This window comes from Clostridium sp. AF27-2AA, from assembly GCF_003478505.1.
GTDB lineage: Bacteria > Bacillota > Clostridia > Lachnospirales > Lachnospiraceae > Brotaphodocola.
In genome coordinates, this window is record NZ_QUFI01000005.1 from 114,167 (window position 1) to 131,886 (window position 17,720).

At 51.2% G+C, this 17,720-nt stretch carries 14 protein-coding genes; 12 read left to right on the forward strand and 2 right to left on the reverse strand.

Features of this window, described 5'->3' with window-relative positions:
• From rho to leuA, 11 genes are all read left to right on the forward strand, one after another.
• The coding region (gene rho / locus DWY84_RS04665; protein ID WP_147354276.1) for a transcription termination factor Rho at window positions 1-1,311 on the forward strand (1,311 nt) is incomplete at its 5' end.
• 161 nt (window positions 1,312-1,472) lie between these two features.
• Entirely contained in the window at window positions 1,473-1,676 is a 204-nt protein-coding gene (rpmE, locus tag DWY84_RS04670) for a 50S ribosomal protein L31 (RefSeq protein WP_118531274.1), read from the forward strand.
• An 86-nt stretch (window positions 1,677-1,762) separates the two neighbouring features.
• Window positions 1,763-2,776 carry a DUF1385 domain-containing protein gene (locus tag DWY84_RS04675; protein WP_118531276.1) on the forward strand — a complete coding sequence of 338 codons (1,014 nt, stop codon included), beginning with the start codon at window positions 1,763-1,765 and terminating at the stop codon, window positions 2,774-2,776.
• Window positions 2,773-3,639 carry a peptide chain release factor N(5)-glutamine methyltransferase gene (gene prmC / locus DWY84_RS04680; protein ID WP_118531278.1) on the forward strand — a complete coding sequence of 289 codons (867 nt, stop codon included), beginning with the start codon at window positions 2,773-2,775 and terminating at the stop codon, window positions 3,637-3,639. The genes DWY84_RS04675 and prmC overlap by 4 nt, the downstream gene beginning before the upstream one ends.
• 52 nt (window positions 3,640-3,691) lie before the next feature.
• The gene (prfA, locus tag DWY84_RS04685; protein ID WP_118531280.1) at window positions 3,692-4,765 is read left to right on the forward strand and encodes a peptide chain release factor 1; all 1,074 of its coding nucleotides are present in this window, start codon (window positions 3,692-3,694) and stop codon (window positions 4,763-4,765) included.
• A gap of 77 nt (window positions 4,766-4,842) precedes the next feature.
• Complete coding sequence (srtB, locus tag DWY84_RS04690) at window positions 4,843-5,718, forward strand: class B sortase (protein WP_243024758.1); 876 nt, start codon at window positions 4,843-4,845, stop codon at window positions 5,716-5,718.
• A 146-nt stretch (window positions 5,719-5,864) separates the two neighbouring features.
• Window positions 5,865-6,767 carry a glucose-1-phosphate thymidylyltransferase RfbA gene (gene rfbA / locus DWY84_RS04695; protein ID WP_118531284.1) on the forward strand — a complete coding sequence of 301 codons (903 nt, stop codon included), beginning with the start codon at window positions 5,865-5,867 and terminating at the stop codon, window positions 6,765-6,767.
• 20 nt (window positions 6,768-6,787) lie between these two features.
• Window positions 6,788-7,816, forward strand: coding sequence for a dTDP-glucose 4,6-dehydratase (gene rfbB / locus DWY84_RS04700; protein ID WP_118531286.1), 1,029 nt, complete (start codon window positions 6,788-6,790; stop codon window positions 7,814-7,816).
• 49 nt (window positions 7,817-7,865) lie between these two features.
• Entirely contained in the window at window positions 7,866-8,711 is an 846-nt protein-coding gene (gene rfbD, locus DWY84_RS04705) for a dTDP-4-dehydrorhamnose reductase (RefSeq protein ID WP_118531288.1), read from the forward strand.
• Between the two features lie 77 nt (window positions 8,712-8,788).
• Window positions 8,789-10,159 carry a phosphoglucosamine mutase gene (gene glmM / locus DWY84_RS04710; RefSeq protein ID WP_118531290.1) on the forward strand — a complete coding sequence of 457 codons (1,371 nt, stop codon included), beginning with the start codon at window positions 8,789-8,791 and terminating at the stop codon, window positions 10,157-10,159.
• Window positions 10,160-10,590: 431 nt separating this feature from the next.
• Window positions 10,591-12,264, forward strand: coding sequence for a 2-isopropylmalate synthase (gene leuA, locus DWY84_RS04715; RefSeq protein ID WP_118531292.1), 1,674 nt, complete (start codon window positions 10,591-10,593; stop codon window positions 12,262-12,264).
• A gap of 94 nt (window positions 12,265-12,358) precedes the next feature.
• Here the strand turns inward: leuA and DWY84_RS04720 are convergent, their stop codons facing one another.
• Both DWY84_RS04720 and DWY84_RS04725 read right to left on the reverse strand, forming a co-directional pair.
• Complete coding sequence (locus DWY84_RS04720; protein WP_118531294.1) at window positions 12,359-13,510, reverse strand: cell wall-binding protein; 1,152 nt, start codon at window positions 13,508-13,510, stop codon at window positions 12,359-12,361.
• 66 nt (window positions 13,511-13,576) lie between these two features.
• Window positions 13,577-15,352, reverse strand: coding sequence for a phosphotransferase (locus DWY84_RS04725; protein ID WP_118531296.1), 1,776 nt, complete (start codon window positions 15,350-15,352; stop codon window positions 13,577-13,579).
• Window positions 15,353-15,769: 417 nt separating this feature from the next.
• Here DWY84_RS04725 and DWY84_RS04730 point away from each other — a divergent pair, with 417 nt between their 5' ends.
• Complete coding sequence (locus DWY84_RS04730; protein ID WP_182434911.1) at window positions 15,770-17,572, forward strand: hypothetical protein; 1,803 nt, start codon at window positions 15,770-15,772, stop codon at window positions 17,570-17,572.
• Window positions 17,573-17,720 lie beyond the last annotated feature (148 nt).

Below are 17,720 nucleotides of genomic sequence, written 5' to 3' on the forward strand. Positions count from 1 at the left end.
AACCAGAATGGCGAACAGTCTTACCAGAACCGCCAGAATCAGAATGGCGAACAGACTTATCAGAACCGCCAGGCCCAAAATGGGGAACAGCCTTACCAGAACCGCCAGAACCAGAATAATGAGCAGCCGGCATATCAGAATAATCGGGACGAGGTCGCTGAGAAATCCCAGGAAGAGATGGACAGTGGTGTACCGGCAAGCGGCATCCTGGAAGTGATGCCGGACGGCTTTGGTTTCATTCGCTGTGAGAACTTTCTTCCGGGAGAGAATGACGTGTATGTGTCCCCGACCCAGATCCGCCGTTTCAACTTAAAGACTGGTGATATCATCAATGGAAACCGCCGTGTGAAGACCTCCAATGAAAAGTTCGCGGCTCTTTTATATATCAAAAACGTGAATGGTTATCCGGTCAGCGCGCTGGAACGCCGTCCGAATTTTGAGGATCTGACCCCGATTTTCCCGAACAGCCGCCTCCATATGGAGACCCAGGGCAAGAGCAGCACCGCCATGCGGGTTCTGGATCTTCTGGCACCAATCGGTAAGGGCCAGCGAGGCATGATCGTATCTCCGCCGAAGGCCGGTAAGACTACCCTGTTAAAGCAGGTGGCTCAGGCAGTCACCAACAATCATCCGGATATGCACATGATCATCCTTCTGATCGATGAGCGCCCGGAGGAGGTTACCGATATCAAAGAGTCCGTAGTAGGGAACAATGTCGAGGTGATCTATTCTACCTTCGATGAGCTGCCGGAGCGCCATAAACGCGTGTCCGAGATGGTCATCGAGCGCGCGAAGCGTCTGGTAGAGCATGGCAGAGATGTCATCATTCTCTTAGACAGCATCACCCGTCTGGCCCGGGCCTACAACCTGGTGGTTCCGCCGAGCGGACGTACCCTTTCCGGCGGCCTGGATCCGGCGGCCCTGCACATGCCAAAGCGGTTTTTCGGCGCGGCCCGCAACATGCGGGAGGGCGGCAGCCTGACCATTCTGGCAACAGCTCTGGTGGATACCGGAAGCCGCATGGACGATGTGATCTATGAGGAGTTCAAGGGCACTGGTAACATGGAGCTGGTATTAGACCGCAAGCTTTCCGAGAAACGTATCTTCCCGGCTATCGACATCTTAAAGTCCGGCACCCGCCGCGATGACCTGCTTCTCAGCCGTGATGAGGCCGAGGCAGTGGATATTGTCCGCAAGGCAACCAACAGCCTGAAGCCGGAGGATTCCGTGGAGCGCATCCTGGATCTGTTCGCCCAGACCCGCACCAACCGAGAGTTTGTGGAAGTGGCGAAAAAACGGCGTATGTTCTGATGAAAAATCTTTGAAAACCTTAGAAAATATGCTTGCCAAGGCTATCGTTCTATGATACAATTATGGAGCTGTTTATAGATGTGGCGTGATTTTAACGGTACGAATGAGACCGTTAGACGATCACAGTACTATATAATTGAGAAAGTGAAGAGGTGAAAATCATGAGAGAAGGAATCCATCCAGCTTATTATCAGGCTAAGGTTACCTGCAACTGCGGCAACGAGTTCGTTACCGGTTCCACCAAGGAAGAGATCCACGTAGAGGTTTGCTCTAAGTGTCATTCTTTCTACACCGGTCAGCAGAAAGCTGCTTCTGCACGCGGTCGTATCGATAAGTTCAACAAGAAATACGGCGTTAAGGCGTAAGCATAACGAGAGCGAAGTAAGGTTGAGACTCAAGTGGAGACACTTTGGCTCAACCTTATTTTTCTTTATAAGGAGATATCACTCATATGAAATATTCCGGTATCGGCGGTCAGGCCGTCATTGAAGGAATTATGATGAAAAATAAAGACCAGTATGCCACGGCTGTGCGCAGGCCGGACGGCGGCATTGAGGTCAAAAAGGACACCTACGTCAGCATGACGGAAAAGGTGCCATTCTGCGGACTCCCCTTTGTACGGGGCGTCTTCAGCTTTGCGGATTCCATGATCCTCGGCATGCGGACCTTAAGCTTTTCTGCCAGCTTCTTCGAGGATGATGAAGACTCCGAGCCAGGAAAGCTGGAGCTGTGGCTGGACAAGGTCTTCGGGGAGAAAGTGGAGCAGGTGCTTATGGCGGTTGTCATGGTGTTTTCCGTGGTCATGGCCATTGGCATTTTTATGGTGCTGCCGCTGCTTATTGCGAATGCCTGTAAGCAGGTCATCCACTCCGACACCATCATGGCTATTTTAGAGGGTGTCATCCGCATCGCGATCTTTATCGCGTACATTAAACTGATTTCCCGGATGGAAGACATCCGCCGCACCTTCATGTATCACGGCGCGGAACACAAATGCATCAACTGTATCGAGCATGGCATGACCCTCACGGTGGACCATGTGCGGGAAAGCTCCAAGCAGCACAAGCGCTGCGGCACCAGCTTCCTCATCATTGTCATGCTCATCAGCATTCTGTTCTTTATGGTGGTGCGGGTAGACAACGTGCTGCTTCGTATGGCAAGCCGCATCATTCTGGTGCCGGTCATTGCCGGTGTGTCTTACGAGTTTCTGCGCCTGGCAGGCCGCAGTGACAACCCGATTGTCAATTTACTCAGTAAGCCGGGGCTGTGGATGCAGAACCTGACTACCAGTGAGCCGGATAATTCCATGATCGAGGTAGCCATTGCGGCGGTGGAAGCGGTGTTTGACTGGAAAGCATACTTAAGGGAAAATTTTCCGGATACGGAAATTCCGGAGGACCGTTCGGATGCCGCAGTTTCCGGTCCGGCACAGGACCAGGCCATCAGCCGGGAGGAAGCCAGATGACACTCTATGACCTTCTGACTGAAGGAAGCGCAGCCCTCTTACAGGCGGGGGATACCGACGGGGAGAATGACGCAAAGCTGCTTCTCTTCGAGGTATTTCATCTGGATCTGGTTCATTTCCTGATGGACCGCCTGCGTCCCCTTTCAGAAAGTGACGCGGAAACACAGGAAAAGATGCAGACGTACCGCGGCATGATCGCAAAGCGCGCCTCCCGCATTCCGCTGCAGCAGATTTTGGGCAGTCAGGAATTCATGGGACTGGAATTTTATGTAAATGAACACGTGCTGATCCCGCGCCAGGACACCGAGACACTGGTGGAGCTGGTGCTGCAGGAGCAGCAGGGCAGAGAAAAGAAGCTTCTGGATCTCTGCACCGGATCCGGCTGTATTGCCATCAGCCTGGCGGTGAAGGGCGGCTACGAATCGGTAACGGCCACAGATTTGTCAGAGGAGGCATTGAAGGTGGCAGAGCGGAACGCGAAAACACACCAGAAAAAAATCATCTTCCGCCAGGGCGACCTGTTCTCTGCCCTGCCCCGGACCGAAGCCGGAACCTTCGACATCATCACATCCAATCCGCCCTACATTCCCACGGCAGTCATTGCCACCCTGGAACCGGAGGTGCGGGAGCACGAGCCTATGATGGCCCTGGACGGCACCGAAGACGGCCTGAGATTCTACCGGCAGATTGCCCAAGAAGCCGGAACCTGGTTAAAGCCGGGCGGAGCCATCTATCTGGAAATCGGGTATGACCAGGGCGAGGCCGTGAGCGGGCTTTTGCGGGAAGCGGGTTTTGATAAGGTAAGAGTCGTAAAAGACCTTCCGGGCAAGGACCGAGTGGTCTGCGGCGTCTGGCCGGGCTGATATAAATTAAGAAACCAACAGATACGAACACATATATAATAGGAGGAACCGCATGTTTGACAGATTAGATGACATCCTCATCCATTACGAGGAGATCATGCAGGAATTAGGCGAGCCGAACGTAACCGAAAACCAGGACCGTTTCCGCAAGCTCATGAAGGAGCAGGCTGACCTGGCACCGTTAGTAGAGGCGTACAAGGCTTACAAGCAGGCAAAGCAGGACATCGAAGACAGCCTGGCACTTCTGGAAGAGGAGAGCGACGAGGAGATGCGCGAGCTTGCCAAAGAGGAACTTTCCGATGCCAAGAAGCGCGTGGAGGAGCTGGAGCAGGAACTGAAGATCCTGTTGCTGCCGAAAGACCCGAACGATGATAAGAATATCATCCTGGAGATCCGCGCAGGTGCAGGCGGCGATGAGGCAGCCCTGTTCGCGGCAGAGCTTTACCGTATGTACGTAAACTACGCAGAGAGCCAGCACTGGAAGGTAGAGATCATCTCTTTAAGTGAGAACGGCATCGGAGGTTTCAAAGAGGTACAGGCCATGATCACCGGTAAGGGCGCATACTCCAAGATGAAGTACGAGTCCGGCGTACACCGCGTACAGCGTGTACCGGAGACCGAGTCCGGCGGCCGTATCCACACCTCCACCGCAACCGTAGCAGTGATGCCGGAGGCAGAAGAGGTCGATGTTCAGATCGACATGAACGACTGCCGTATCGATGTTATGCGTGCGTCCGGTAACGGCGGACAGTGTGTCAACACCACCGACTCCGCGGTACGTCTGACCCATATTCCGACCGGCATCGTCATCTACAGCCAGACCGAGAAATCCCAGCTGCAGAACAAGGAGAAGGCGTTCCGCCTCCTGCGTTCCAAGCTGTATGATCTGGAGCTGGAGAAGAAGCAGAACGCGGAGGCAGCAGAGCGCCGCAGCCAGATCGGTACCGGTGACCGCTCCGAGAAGATCCGTACCTACAACTTCCCGCAGGGCCGTGTGACAGACCATCGCATCAACCTGACCCTTTACAAATTAGATAAGATCATGAATGGTGATATCCAGGAAATCCTGGATGCCTGCATTGCGGCCGATCAGGCAGCAAAGCTGGCAAAGATGAACGAAGTGTAGGAATCATCAGGACGATTGAAAAAAGCTGGATTTAATCAAAGGTATTAAATCTGGCTTTTTACAAAATGGAGGATTTTATGATGGAACACGAGAATAAAAACAGAAATTCAAACGGCCTTCTCAGACGCATTGTCATTGCTGTCCTTCTGGTCATCATGATCGGCAGCGCTCTCAGCCTGGTAAAGGACTGGAGGGACGCCGCCGCGCAGCGCCGGCTGGAGGAGAGCCTGGCTGAGGCGGCAAAGCAGACGGAGACCGAACCGCCGGAAACAGAGAAAGAGACGGAAGCCGAGACCGAGGCGCCATATGTCTCACCCATTGATTTTACACCGCTTCTGGAAACGAACCCGGACACCATCGGCTGGATCCGTGTGCCGGACACTAAGATCGATTATCCCATCGTCCAGTCCCCGGATAACCAGTATTACCTCCACAAGGATTTTGAGGGCAAAGACAGCGTGTATGGCGCCATCTACCTGGATGCCGACAGCAAGTCGGACTTCAGCGGCTGGAACAACCCAATTTACGGCCACCACATGAAGGACGGCTCCATGTTCAAGGATGTGGTAAAGTTCAAGGATCAGGCTTTCTTTGAAAGCCACCGGTACTTTGAAATCTACACCCCGGAGCGCACCATCCATTTAAAGACATTAGGCTGCTACTACAGTGACTCCAACGGCATTGTCCGCAAGACCTCTTTCAAGTCCCAGGCATCCTTTGACAAATGGGTCAGCGAGCGTCTGGCACCATGCAGCTTCGCAGAAGCTCCAACGCAGCCCTTTGATTCCATGTTTGTCCTGATCACCTGCAGCTATGAAAAAAATGATGCCCGTACCCTGCTGTTTGCGGCAGAGGTAGATGAAGACGGAAACTTCCTCCCGGCCACCGGAAGAAATGTGCCGGATGCAGGTGCGGCTGTTGCGGAGACATCTGCGGCAGTACAGACAAATTAATAAAAAATTTCGAATTCCCGCCCGGTCTCTTACCGGCCCCAGATTGCAATATCGGCGCATCTGTGGTATAGTACAAACTAGCTTAAACTGTCCGTTTGTACAAAAGAGACCCGGGCGGTATTTTATGATTTTAAAAGGAGAAAACTATGAAAGGTATCATTCTGGCAGGCGGCTCAGGCACCCGTCTGTATCCGCTGACAAAGGTAACATCCAAGCAGTTGCTTCCGATTTATGATAAGCCTATGATCTACTATCCGCTGTCCGTTCTTATGAACGCCGGCATCCGGGAGATCCTGATCATCTCTACTCCGGTAGACACGCCGCGATTTGAGGCGCTTCTGGGAGACGGCCATCAGTTTGGCGTGGAGCTGTCCTATGCGGTACAGCCGAGCCCGGACGGACTGGCACAGGCCTTTATCATCGGCGAGGAGTTCATCGGCGGAGAGCCGGTTGCCATGGTACTGGGCGACAACATCTTCCACGGCCAGGGCTTAAAGAAGCGCCTGCGCGCGGCAGCTGCCAAGGAAAAGGGCGCAACCGTATTCGGCTATTACGTAGACGATCCGGAGCGCTTCGGTATCGTAGAATTCGACGATCAGGGCAAGGCCGTTTCCATCGAGGAGAAGCCGGAGCATCCGAAGTCAAACTACTGCGTGACCGGTCTGTACTTCTACGACAACCGCGTGGTCGAGTATGCCAAGAGCTTAAAACCGTCTGCCCGCGGAGAGCTGGAGATCACGGATTTAAACCGTATTTACCTGGAAAACGGCGAGCTGGACGTAACGCTCCTGGGCCAGGGCTTTACCTGGCTTGATACCGGAACCCATGAGTCCCTGGTGGAGGCCACCAACTTTGTAAAGACCGTAGAGACCCATCAGCACCGCAAAATCGCATGTCTGGAGGAGATTGCCTACTTAAACGGCTGGATCACGAAGGAGCAGGTTCTGGAGACCTATGAGGAGTTAAAGAAGAACCAGTACGGCCGCTACTTAAAAGATGTTCTGGACGGCAAATACATCGACAAGCTGCACGGCAACGACATGAAGTAAAAAGAAAAGAGGAACAGACCATGACTATCATCGTAACAGGCGGCGCCGGTTTCATCGGCTCCAACTTCGTTTACCATATGTTAAACAAGTATCCGGATTACCGGATCGTGTGCGTGGACTGCCTGACCTACGCAGGCAATTTATCCACCCTGGAAGAGGCATTAAAGAACCCAAACTTCCGCTTCTGCAAGATCAACATCTGCGACCGCGAAGCCATCTACAAGCTCTTTGAGGAGGAGCACCCGGATATCGTGGTAAACTTCGCAGCAGAGAGCCACGTAGACCGCTCCATCGAGAATCCGGAGATCTTCCTGGATACCAACATCAAGGGTACCGCAGTGATGATGGATGCCTGCCGTAAGTACGGCATCAAACGTTACCATCAGGTATCCACCGATGAAGTATACGGAGACCTTCCGTTAGACCGCCCGGACCTCTTCTTCACCGAGGAGACTCCGATCCATACCAGCAGCCCCTACAGCTCCTCCAAGGCAGGCGCTGATCTCCTGGTGCAGGCATACCACAGAACCTACGGTCTGCCGGTCACCATCAGCCGCTGTTCCAACAACTACGGTCCGTACCACTTCCCGGAGAAGCTGATCCCGCTTATGATCGCAAACGCGCTGGCAGACAAGCCGCTTCCGGTGTACGGCGAGGGCTTAAATGTCCGCGACTGGCTGTATGTAGAGGACCACTGCAAGGCCATCGACCTGATCATCCACAAGGGCCGTGTCGGTGAGGTTTACAACATCGGCGGCCACAACGAGATGAAGAACATCGATATCGTCAAGCTCATCTGTAAGGAGCTGGGCAAGCCGGAAAGCCTGATCACCCATGTTACCGACCGCAAGGGCCACGACATGCGTTACGCCATCGACCCGACCAAGATCCACAACGAGCTGGGCTGGCTGCCGGAGACCAAATTCGCGGACGGCATCAAGAAGACCATCAAATGGTATCTGGAGAACCGTGAGTGGTGGGAGACCATCATCTCCGGCGAGTATCAGAATTATTACGAGAAAATGTACGGAAACCGCGAGGAAGTGTAAGCCTGCGAAACCGTCATTGAAAAACTGTGAAACAGAAAGAGGAAACAGCATGAAGGTTCTGGTAACAGGAGCAAAAGGCCAGCTTGGAACTGACCTGATGAATGAACTGGAAAAACGCGGCATCGAGGGCATCGGCGTAGATGTCCAGGAAATGGACATCACCGACGCGGAAGCCTGCCGCCGTGTCATTAAACATTCCGGCGCAGACGCAGTCATCCACTGTGCCGCATATACTGCAGTAGACGCAGCTGAGGATAACGCAGACCTCTGCCGCCGTATCAATGGCGAGGGCACGCGCAACGTGGCACAGGCCTGCAAAGAGGCAGATACGAAGCTTATGTACATCAGCACAGACTATGTGTTTGACGGCCAGGGCACCCGCCCGTGGGAGCCGGACGACGAGCGTCATCCGTTAAATGTATACGGTCAGACCAAGTACGAGGGAGAGCTGGCAGTAGAAGAGTTGTCCGACAAATACTTTATCGTACGAATTGCCTGGGTATTCGGCGTGGCAGGAAAGAACTTTATTAAGACTATGCTGCGCCTTGGCAAAGAGCGCGGGGCAGTCAGCGTGGTAGATGACCAGATTGGTTCCCCGACCTACACCTACGACCTGGCAAGACTTCTGGTCGACATGATCCAGACCGACAAGTACGGCCGTTATCATGCCACCAACGAGGGTCTGTGCAGCTGGTACGAGTTCGCAAAAGAGATTTTCCGCCAGGCAGGCATGGATGTGCCGGTCACCCCGGTCAGCAGTGACGCGTTTCCGGCCAAGGCAACCCGTCCGTCCAACAGCCGTTTGAATAAAGACAAACTCAGCGAGAACGGATTTGAGCGCCTTCCGGCATGGCAGGACGCGCTGGGCCGCTTCTTAAAAGAAATCGAATATTAAAATACAAAAGGTTCCCGGCGGCGCAGGTGTGCCTGCCGGGAATTTCCGGTTTAAGCCAAAATGAGGAGATTAAAATTATGGGAAAATATTTTGGAACTGATGGCTTCCGCGGGGAAGCAAATGTCAATTTAACGGTAGAGCATGCCTACAAGGTAGGCCGTTTCCTGGGCTGGTATTATGGACAGCGCGCGAAAAAGACCGCAGACAATCCGGAGGGCCGCTGCCGCGTAGCCATCGGAAAGGATACCAGACGAAGCAGCTACATGTTTGAGTACTCCCTGGTAGCAGGTCTCACCGCTTCTGGCGCGGATGTTTATCTGCTTCATGTCACCACCACCCCAAGCGTATCCTATGTGGTACGCACGGAAGAGTTCGACTGCGGCATCATGATCTCTGCCAGCCACAACCCATACTATGACAACGGCATCAAGGTCATCAACGGCAAGGGCGAGAAGCTGGAAGAGGACGTTATCGTAGAAATCGAGCGCTACTTAGACGGGGAGATGGAAGAGATTCCGTTTGCCTTAAAGGATGCCATCGGCCGCACCACCGATTATGCTGCAGGCAGAAACCGCTATATCGGGTACCTGATCTCCATTGCCACCCGTTCCTTCAAGGGCAAAAAAGTGGCTCTGGACTGCGCAAACGGCAGCGCATCTGCCATTGCGAAGAACGTGTTCGATGCTCTGGGAGCAGAGACCCATGTCATCAACAACCATCCGAACGGCTTGAACATCAACACCGACTGCGGCTCCACCCACATCCATGTACTCCAGGACTATGTGAAAGAGACTGGCTGTGACGTAGGCTTTGCTTACGATGGCGACGCAGACCGCTGCATCGCGGTAGATGAGAACGGCAGCGTGGTAGACGGTGATCTGATCCTCTACATCTGCGGCAAGTACATGAAGGAGATTGGTACCCTGCGCAACAACACGGTAGTTACCACCATCATGTCCAACTTCGGCCTTTACAAGGCATTTGACCGGGAAGGCATCTCCTACGAGAAGACCGCAGTCGGTGACAAATACGTGTACGAGAACATGTCCCAGTACGGCAACTGTCTGGGCGGTGAGCAGTCCGGCCACATCATCTTCAGTAAGCACGCCACCACCGGTGATGGCATCCTGACCTCCTTAAAGGTTATGGAAGTGATGCTGGAGAAGAAAGAGACCCTGGGCAAGCTGGCATCTGAGGTGGAGATCTTGCCGCAGGTACTGAAAAATGTCCGCGTCAAAGATAAAAAGGAAGCACAGGATGATCCGGCAGTCCAGGCAGAGGTGGCAAAGGTCACCGAGACTCTGGGCGCAGACGGCCGCATCCTGCTCCGTCAGTCCGGCACGGAGCCGGTGGTGCGCGTCATGGTAGAAGCGCCGACCACCGAACAGTGCGAGATGCTGGTAGACCAGGTGATCGAAGTTATGAAGGCACAGGGACACGTGCTGTAAGAAACAGAAATTACAAAAGAAGAACGCATGGAATTCATGAACAATGTTTAACGAATTTCATGCGTTTTTGTTTAAATCGATTTGAATCAAATTGATTTGAATAAAGTTTCGGCTGTAGATGGGTTCTTGTCACATCTGGAAAAATATGCTATTATATGGATTAACGTATCAAATTTTTCAGAAAAAGGAATGATGAAAGATGGGGCTGAATCAGTAGGATCAGTATTGTTCATTGTCCGCTTCTACGGCGTGATCGAGCGACTGCCCGTTATGGGCTGAGTGAGGATCATTACCGGAACTGTCATATATCAAGGCAAAAGGCAGCAGCCGGAAATAAGTACAAACCGTAAAGAAGCAACCTATAAAAGCAAGGATAGCATGAAACGAAAGCAGCTGTCCTCGGACAACGAACAAATTGGAGGAAAAGCATTATGTTAAATATCAAGAAATACAAAAGAAACCCAGTCATCCATTACCCGGAGCGCGAGTGGCCAAACAAGGAAATTGAGAAAGCACCGATCTGGTGCAGCGTAGACTTACGTGACGGCAACCAGGCACTGGTAGAGCCGATGGTAGTAGAAGAGAAGATTGAGTTCTTCAACATGTTAGTAAAGCTGGGCTTTAAGGAAATCGAGATCGGTTTCCCGGCAGCATCCCAGATCGAATACGACTTCTTAAGACAGTTAGTAGAGCGCAAGCTTATCCCGGACGATGTCCGTGTACAGGTTCTGGTACAGTGCCGTGAGCACCTGATCAAGAGAACCTTTGAGGCAATCCAGGGCATCAAGAAGGTAGTAGTTCATATCTACAACTCCACCTCTACCTTACAGCGTGACGTAGTCTTCCACAAAAATAAGGAAGAGATCAAGCAGATCGCAATCGAAGGAACCGAGTTAGTCAAGAAATACGCAAAAGACTACGATGGCGATTTAATGTTAGAGTACTCTCCGGAGAGCTTTACCGGCACCGAGCTTGAGTATGCACTGGAGGTCTGCACCGCTGTTCAGGATACCTGGGGCGAGGCAACTCCGGAGAAGCCGATCATCTTTAACCTGCCATCTACCGTGGAGATGAACACTCCGAACGTATACGCAGACCAGATCGAGTGGATGCACAAGCACTTCAAGAACCGTGAGAGCATCATCTTAAGCGTACATCCGCACAATGACCGCGGTACCGGCGTGGCAGCCACCGAGCTGGCACTCCTTGCAGGCGCAGATCGTGTCGAGGGAACCCTGTTCGGCAACGGTGAGCGTACCGGTAATGTAGATATCTTAAACATCGCCTACAATATGTTCTCCCAGGGCATCGACCCGAAGCTGGACATTGAGAACGTCCGTGAGATCGCGGAAGTATACGAGCGCTGCACCAAGATGACCATTGACCCGCGTCATCCGTACGCAGGAAAGCTGGTATTCACTGCATTCTCCGGCTCTCATCAGGATGCCATCAACAAAGGCTTACAGGCTCTCCATGAGAGAAACAGCCAGTACTGGGAGGTTCCGTACCTTCCGATCGATCCGTCCGACATCGGCAGACAGTACGAGCCGATCGTCCGCATCAACAGCCAGTCCGGCAAGGGCGGCGTAGCCTTCGTTATGGATACCTTCTACGGCTTCAAGCTGCCGAAGGGCATGCACAAAGAATTCGCGGATGTCATCCAGAAAATCTCCGAGCAGCAGGGTGAGGTTGCTCCGGAGCAGATCATGGAAGAGTTCCGCAAGAGCTACCTGGACAAGAAAGAGCCGATCCACTTCCGCAAGTGCCAGATCACCGATACCGAGTCTGCAGACGGCGAGTTTGCAACCCTTGCCAAGGTTACCTATACCGATCACGGCATGGAGAAAACCTTCGAGGGCGTCGGCAACGGCCCGATCGATGCGGTACAGCGCGGCCTGGAAGAAGCACTCGGCGTCCAGATCAAGGTTCTGGACTACAACGAGCACGCTCTGAACTCCGGTTCCAACGCACAGGCAGCATCCTACATCCACTTAATGGACAAGGACAGCGGCAAGGTGACCTACGGTGTCGGCGTAAGCTCCAACATCACCCGGTCTTCCATCCGCGGTATCTTCAGTGCCGTGAACAGACTGTTCTTCTCATAAAACTGAATTTTTGCAAATAAATATCCCGCATCCGATGAATCATCTCAGTCGGATGCGGGATATTTTGTGCTTACAATCTGTTTTGTTACATTGCCTACGGTCTTGGACCAGAGGTCAGTCCGGCCTTCAGCAGCCCATTGACGTAATTGGAACTGCTGCTGGAATTACTCTGGCTGTTGCCACCGGAAGGCGTGCTTCCATTGAAGCTTGGATTGCTTTTTCCGGTAGCCGGGCCGGTGGATACATATTCATTGTTACTGTTGTTATTACTGTTTGAGTTGAAGCTTCCGGGCGCAGTGCTGTTGCTGGTACTGGTACTGCCCGGAGTCGTGCCCGAGGAAGTGTTGTTTCCCGGAACAGTGCTGGAATTCGTATTGTTATTGTTGCTTACGTTTAGGGCATTCCCATTGCTGGTGGTGCAGGCACCATTCGCCGCAAAGGTATAGGAAACTCCGTCAATCTTCAACGTGGTGTTTGCCGCCATGCGCCCCTTGTCAGATGGGTTCAGGTAATAATAGGTTCCGTCAATCTGGACCCAGCCGGTAAGCTTGTGGCCGGAATTGTTGAAATAATAATAGGAATTCTCAATCTGCTTCCACCCGGTAGACATGCGGCCATTGGCCGGATCCATATAGTAGCTGTTGGTGCCGTCGCTGAGCCATCCGGTGAGCATCCTGCCGTCGGTGTGGAAATAATAGTAACCGCCATCCACCTGCTGCCATCCGGTTACCATCTTGCCGTCGCTGCCGAACATGTACCAGCTGTCCTTGATCTCCCGCGCGCTGTTTACCGTGCACTTGCCATCGTTCGGGTCGAAGTAATACCAGCCATTGTCCATATTCACCCAGCCGGTTGCCATGGCGCCGCTGTCCCCTAAGTAGTAGTAGACACCGTCAATGCTCACCCAGCCAGTGTGCATGGTGCCATCGGTCAGCATATAGTAATACTTGCCATTATCTTTCACCCAGCCGGTCGCCATCACGCCGTTGCCCTGGAAGTAGTACCACTTGTTGTTGATCTTCTCCCAGCCAACGGTCATCTTACCGGTGGATAAATTCAGATAGTAATAGCCGTTCTCTGTGTTGAGCCAGCCCTTGTGCAATTCCCCATTTGCGTCATAATAGTAATAAGTGCTGCCGTTCTGTTGCCAGCCGGTAGCGGCGTAGGCGGTCACGCCGGAAACCAGGGTCATGGCACCAATCAGCCCCGCCATGGCGGCTGCCGTAAATCGCTTTGTATATTTCATACCGTCCTCCTAATCTCATATATTCTGATTATAGCATGGAGCCAATGGAAAATGGTAACATTTTTCTTACAACAAACATACTTTCTTATAATATTTCTTCGCGTACCGATACATGATGAGTGTATACTCCCCAAACTCCTCTCCGAGAGATGCTTTGTACACCGCCCACAGCGCCCACAAGAATCCGCCCAGGGCAATGTAAGAGTAAATGACCTTGCGTTCCAGCAATTCCGGCTCTCTTCCAAAGTAGATCTGCATCAGTTTTTCCACGGCGTCCTCGTCATAATAGGAATAGATGGCACACATGCTGATGTCAATGAGGGGATCGCACATGCCGGAATACTCCCAGTCAATGAGTCGCACAGAGCCATCCGGCAGGAACAGGAAATTATCTGCCACGCTGTCAATGTGGGAGAGGACCTTCGGTCGCTGCAGGGCATCTAACTGGTCCAACAGCTCATTCATGTGGCTGCGCACCTCAGTGTAATCCTCAAACAACGTGCCGCCATGGGCCGCGCAGAGTCCCTCGTAAAAAGCAATCCGCTCCCGCATATTAAATTCATGGTCCGCGGTCAGTTCTGATTCATGGAGCTTATGCAGAACCTCCATGCACCGGCTCACATCCTCCCAGCTGTCCGCCCGGGAATTACGTGCTCCCTCATAATATTCCGCAATCTTGTAGCCAGTCTCCCCGTTCATATAGATGATATGCTCGGAAATGTTTAACGGCTGGATGACGCGGTACACATCTGCCTCTTCCTTCCGGTTGATCAGCAGCTCCGTACCCGGTCCCGGAATGCGGCAGATATAATGCCGTCCCTGAAGCTGAAACAGGAAAGACTTGTTGGTCATGCCGGATTTTAAGCAGCGGATGTCATGAATCTCAGACTCTGGAAGCTCGAAAACCCGGGAAACCAGCTCCAGTGCCGTGTTGTCCGAATGATTCTGGTATCGCGGATCGAACCGCCGCAGCTCCTCCAGATTCTCAAATTCGTAGATCTGATTTTCCGGCTGCCGGTTGATATCCATCTCCAGTTCATCTAAATGCTCCACCAGCACATTCTCCCAGTAAAACTGCTCCGTGCCCGGGGTGTGGTAATACCGCTCTAGAAGCGGCAGGAATTTCTCGGAAAAAGTTCTGGAAAAGAACACTGGGCCATACATCACCCAGGAATCATGCCCGCCCACTTCCACATGGGTGATACGTCCTTTCTTATTATAGGAAAGACACCATTCAGAAGTATCTCCTTCCATATAAGAAGAAGCATACCAGGCACCGCACTCGTAGGCGTGGAACATATTGTTCCGCAGCCAGTTGTCGGAAGAAAGAATGTACATATTCTTACCCGCCAGTACCTGTCGGGCCCGATAGATGGTAGTCAGGGTATTCTTGGTGGCATACTCCGGGTTATAAAGCAGCTTCACCTGATACTTGTCGATCAGGTACTCAAACTTTTCCTTTAAATACCCCACGGCAATGGTAATGTCGGTAATTCCGATTTCATGCAGCTGTTTAATCTGCCGCTCAATCATCCGCTCGCCAAATACCTTCAAAAGCCCCTTTGGAGTTTCAAAGGTCAGCGGCACAAACCGGGACCCAAATCCCGCAGCAATGATCAGCGCGCCGTCCACCCGAAACTGCTCCAGAAACGCGTCCCCGGCACCGGTCAGCTCATAGGTACCAGCCACACTTTTGCCCTGTGCAATGAGCCGCTGCTGCATAGCCTCCTTAATTAAGGTATTCACCGTTCCCACGGAAAACCCTGTTTTCTGCGCCAGATCCCGCTGGGTACTGCGGGGATCTTCCTTAATATAACGACAAATCAAACCAATCCGATCCATAAAAACCTCCATGACTGTTTACAGAACATCCTCTGTAAAGATAAAACTGTTCAAAAACAACTAAAATCTAAAAGATATGAACAATATAGCACAAACCGGCACACAGGTACAGCCTTCAAATAAGATTGTATTAATATTAATACATATTTCACAAAAACTATAACTTCCGTAAGATTTTCGTAAGAAAACGCTTAGGGTTTTGTTATAGCATTTCCCAAAAAACTATACTATACTGTCATTGTGATGGAGAGATGGAAACTTCCAGAAGCAATTACATAGAATTGCATTTATTCTTAAACATGGAAAAAATGTAAAAAACTATTGATAATTTGCCTTATAGGAAGTATAATCGTCTCGTAATGCAATTTAGGAATTTCGTAGCAAATTCAAAAAAGTAAAAAGGAGAGTGCATTCATTATGAGAAAGCAGACTAAAGTAGTTGCAGTTGCATCTGCAGCAGCTCTGTTAGCTATCGGTGGTGCTATGACTTCTTTCGCAGCTCAGGGTTGGGTTGAGGAAGACGGTACTTGGTACTACTACGACAAAGATGGCAATAGAGTAGAAAACGAGTGGAAGAAATCTGGAGACAACTGGTTCTGGTTAAATGGCGACGAGGGCGGCGCTATGGCAACCGATATGCTGGTTGAGGATGATGACGATACCTACTACGTAGACGCTAACGGTGTTATGGTTACCAACACCTGGGTTAAAGTAGTAAACGAGGATCAGGATGATGATGATGATCCGGCAGAGTATCGTTACTACTACATGCAGAACAGTGGTAAAGCTTACAAAGCTGGTGACAGCGGTAAGACCAAATTCAAAACCATCGATGGCAAAAAGTATGCTTTCGATGAGGATGGTAAAATGCTGTATGGCTGGGTAAACGAGGATGATTCTACTCTGGCCAGCGATGACTCCGATTGGGAGACTGCAACCTACTACATGGGTTCCTGGGAAGATGGTTCCTTAAAGACTGGATGGCAGAAGATTACCGTTTATGACCAGGATGAGGATGATGACTACGACTACTGGTTCAACTTCAAATCCAACGGTAAGAAGCGTTTCAACGAGAGCGATTCAAAGGATATCTTCGAGAAGAAAATCAATGGTAAGCACTACGCATTCGATAATCGTGGTGTTATGACCTACGAATGGACCCTGACCACTACTTCTGACGCTGCTACGATCTCTAACTGGTTATACTTCAACAGCCCAGAGGACGGTGCTCGTGCTACTAAGGGTTGGTTCAAAGTAGTTGCTCCGGATAAAGACGGCGATGACAACACCTTCAAAGATTATAGCAATCTTGAGAATCCGACCTTCGCTAAGGGCGATGCTGAGGATGAGAACGAGAGATGGTACTACGCAAATAGCGATGGTGAGCTGTATGTAGGCCAGATCAAGAAGATCAAAGGTAAATACTATGGCTTCGCTCCGGAAGGAAATAAGGCTGGTTCTATGCTGACTGGTCTGTGTGCTCTGAGAGTAGACAACAGCGGTAACATCACCAAGCTGTGGGCTAGAGACATGGATTCCGATGATCTGGATGATGCTATGAACGGCGAAGGCGATTTTGATGGTTTCGGTTCTGATACCAACGATACTCTGTACTACTTCGGCAATAATGAAGATAGCGATGGTGCTCTGAAGACTGGTTCTGTTAGCGTAAATCTTGATGGTGACAATTATCAGTTCCAGTTCAGCAAGACCGGTGGTGCTGAGGGCAAAGGTCGTGGCCTGAATGGTATTGATGACAGCAAATACATCTACAAGTTTGGTATGAAACTGAAAGCTGGCAGCGATGACAAGTACATTGTTGTTTACGCTGATGGCGATACTGGCGCAAGTGATGTAACTGTTCATAAGATTGATACTGCAGCATTAAGACGTGATGCAGTTGAGAGAGGCCAGAACAAAGATGGTGATACCGTTTACGCTTACGGTACTCTTGGTTCCTTAGTATCTGGTAAGGCTTCTTCTAACTACTACCTGTTAAATACCAGCGGTACTATCGTTAAGAATAAGACCGCAGCTAAAGACGGTAATGACTGGTACTTCTATGTAGATAACAAGGTTATCAAGATGTACACCAATAACAACACCTTAACTGGTGGCGTTGAGGACCTGAAGAAGGATTGGAACGTTGAGTCCAAACTGATCTCCGATGGTATCGATGGTGATGTTCTTGATACTGATATGGTTGATGATGGTATCTAAATTTTAGAAACTACTCATTGAGCAGAATCTATGTAACAAAAAGGGCTACACGCAATTTGCGTGTAGCCCTTTTTGGGTGTTACGTCCGCTATTTAAGCGAAGTTTCATTCATCTGAATAAACCTTGCTTTAACAGATCGGTCCAATCA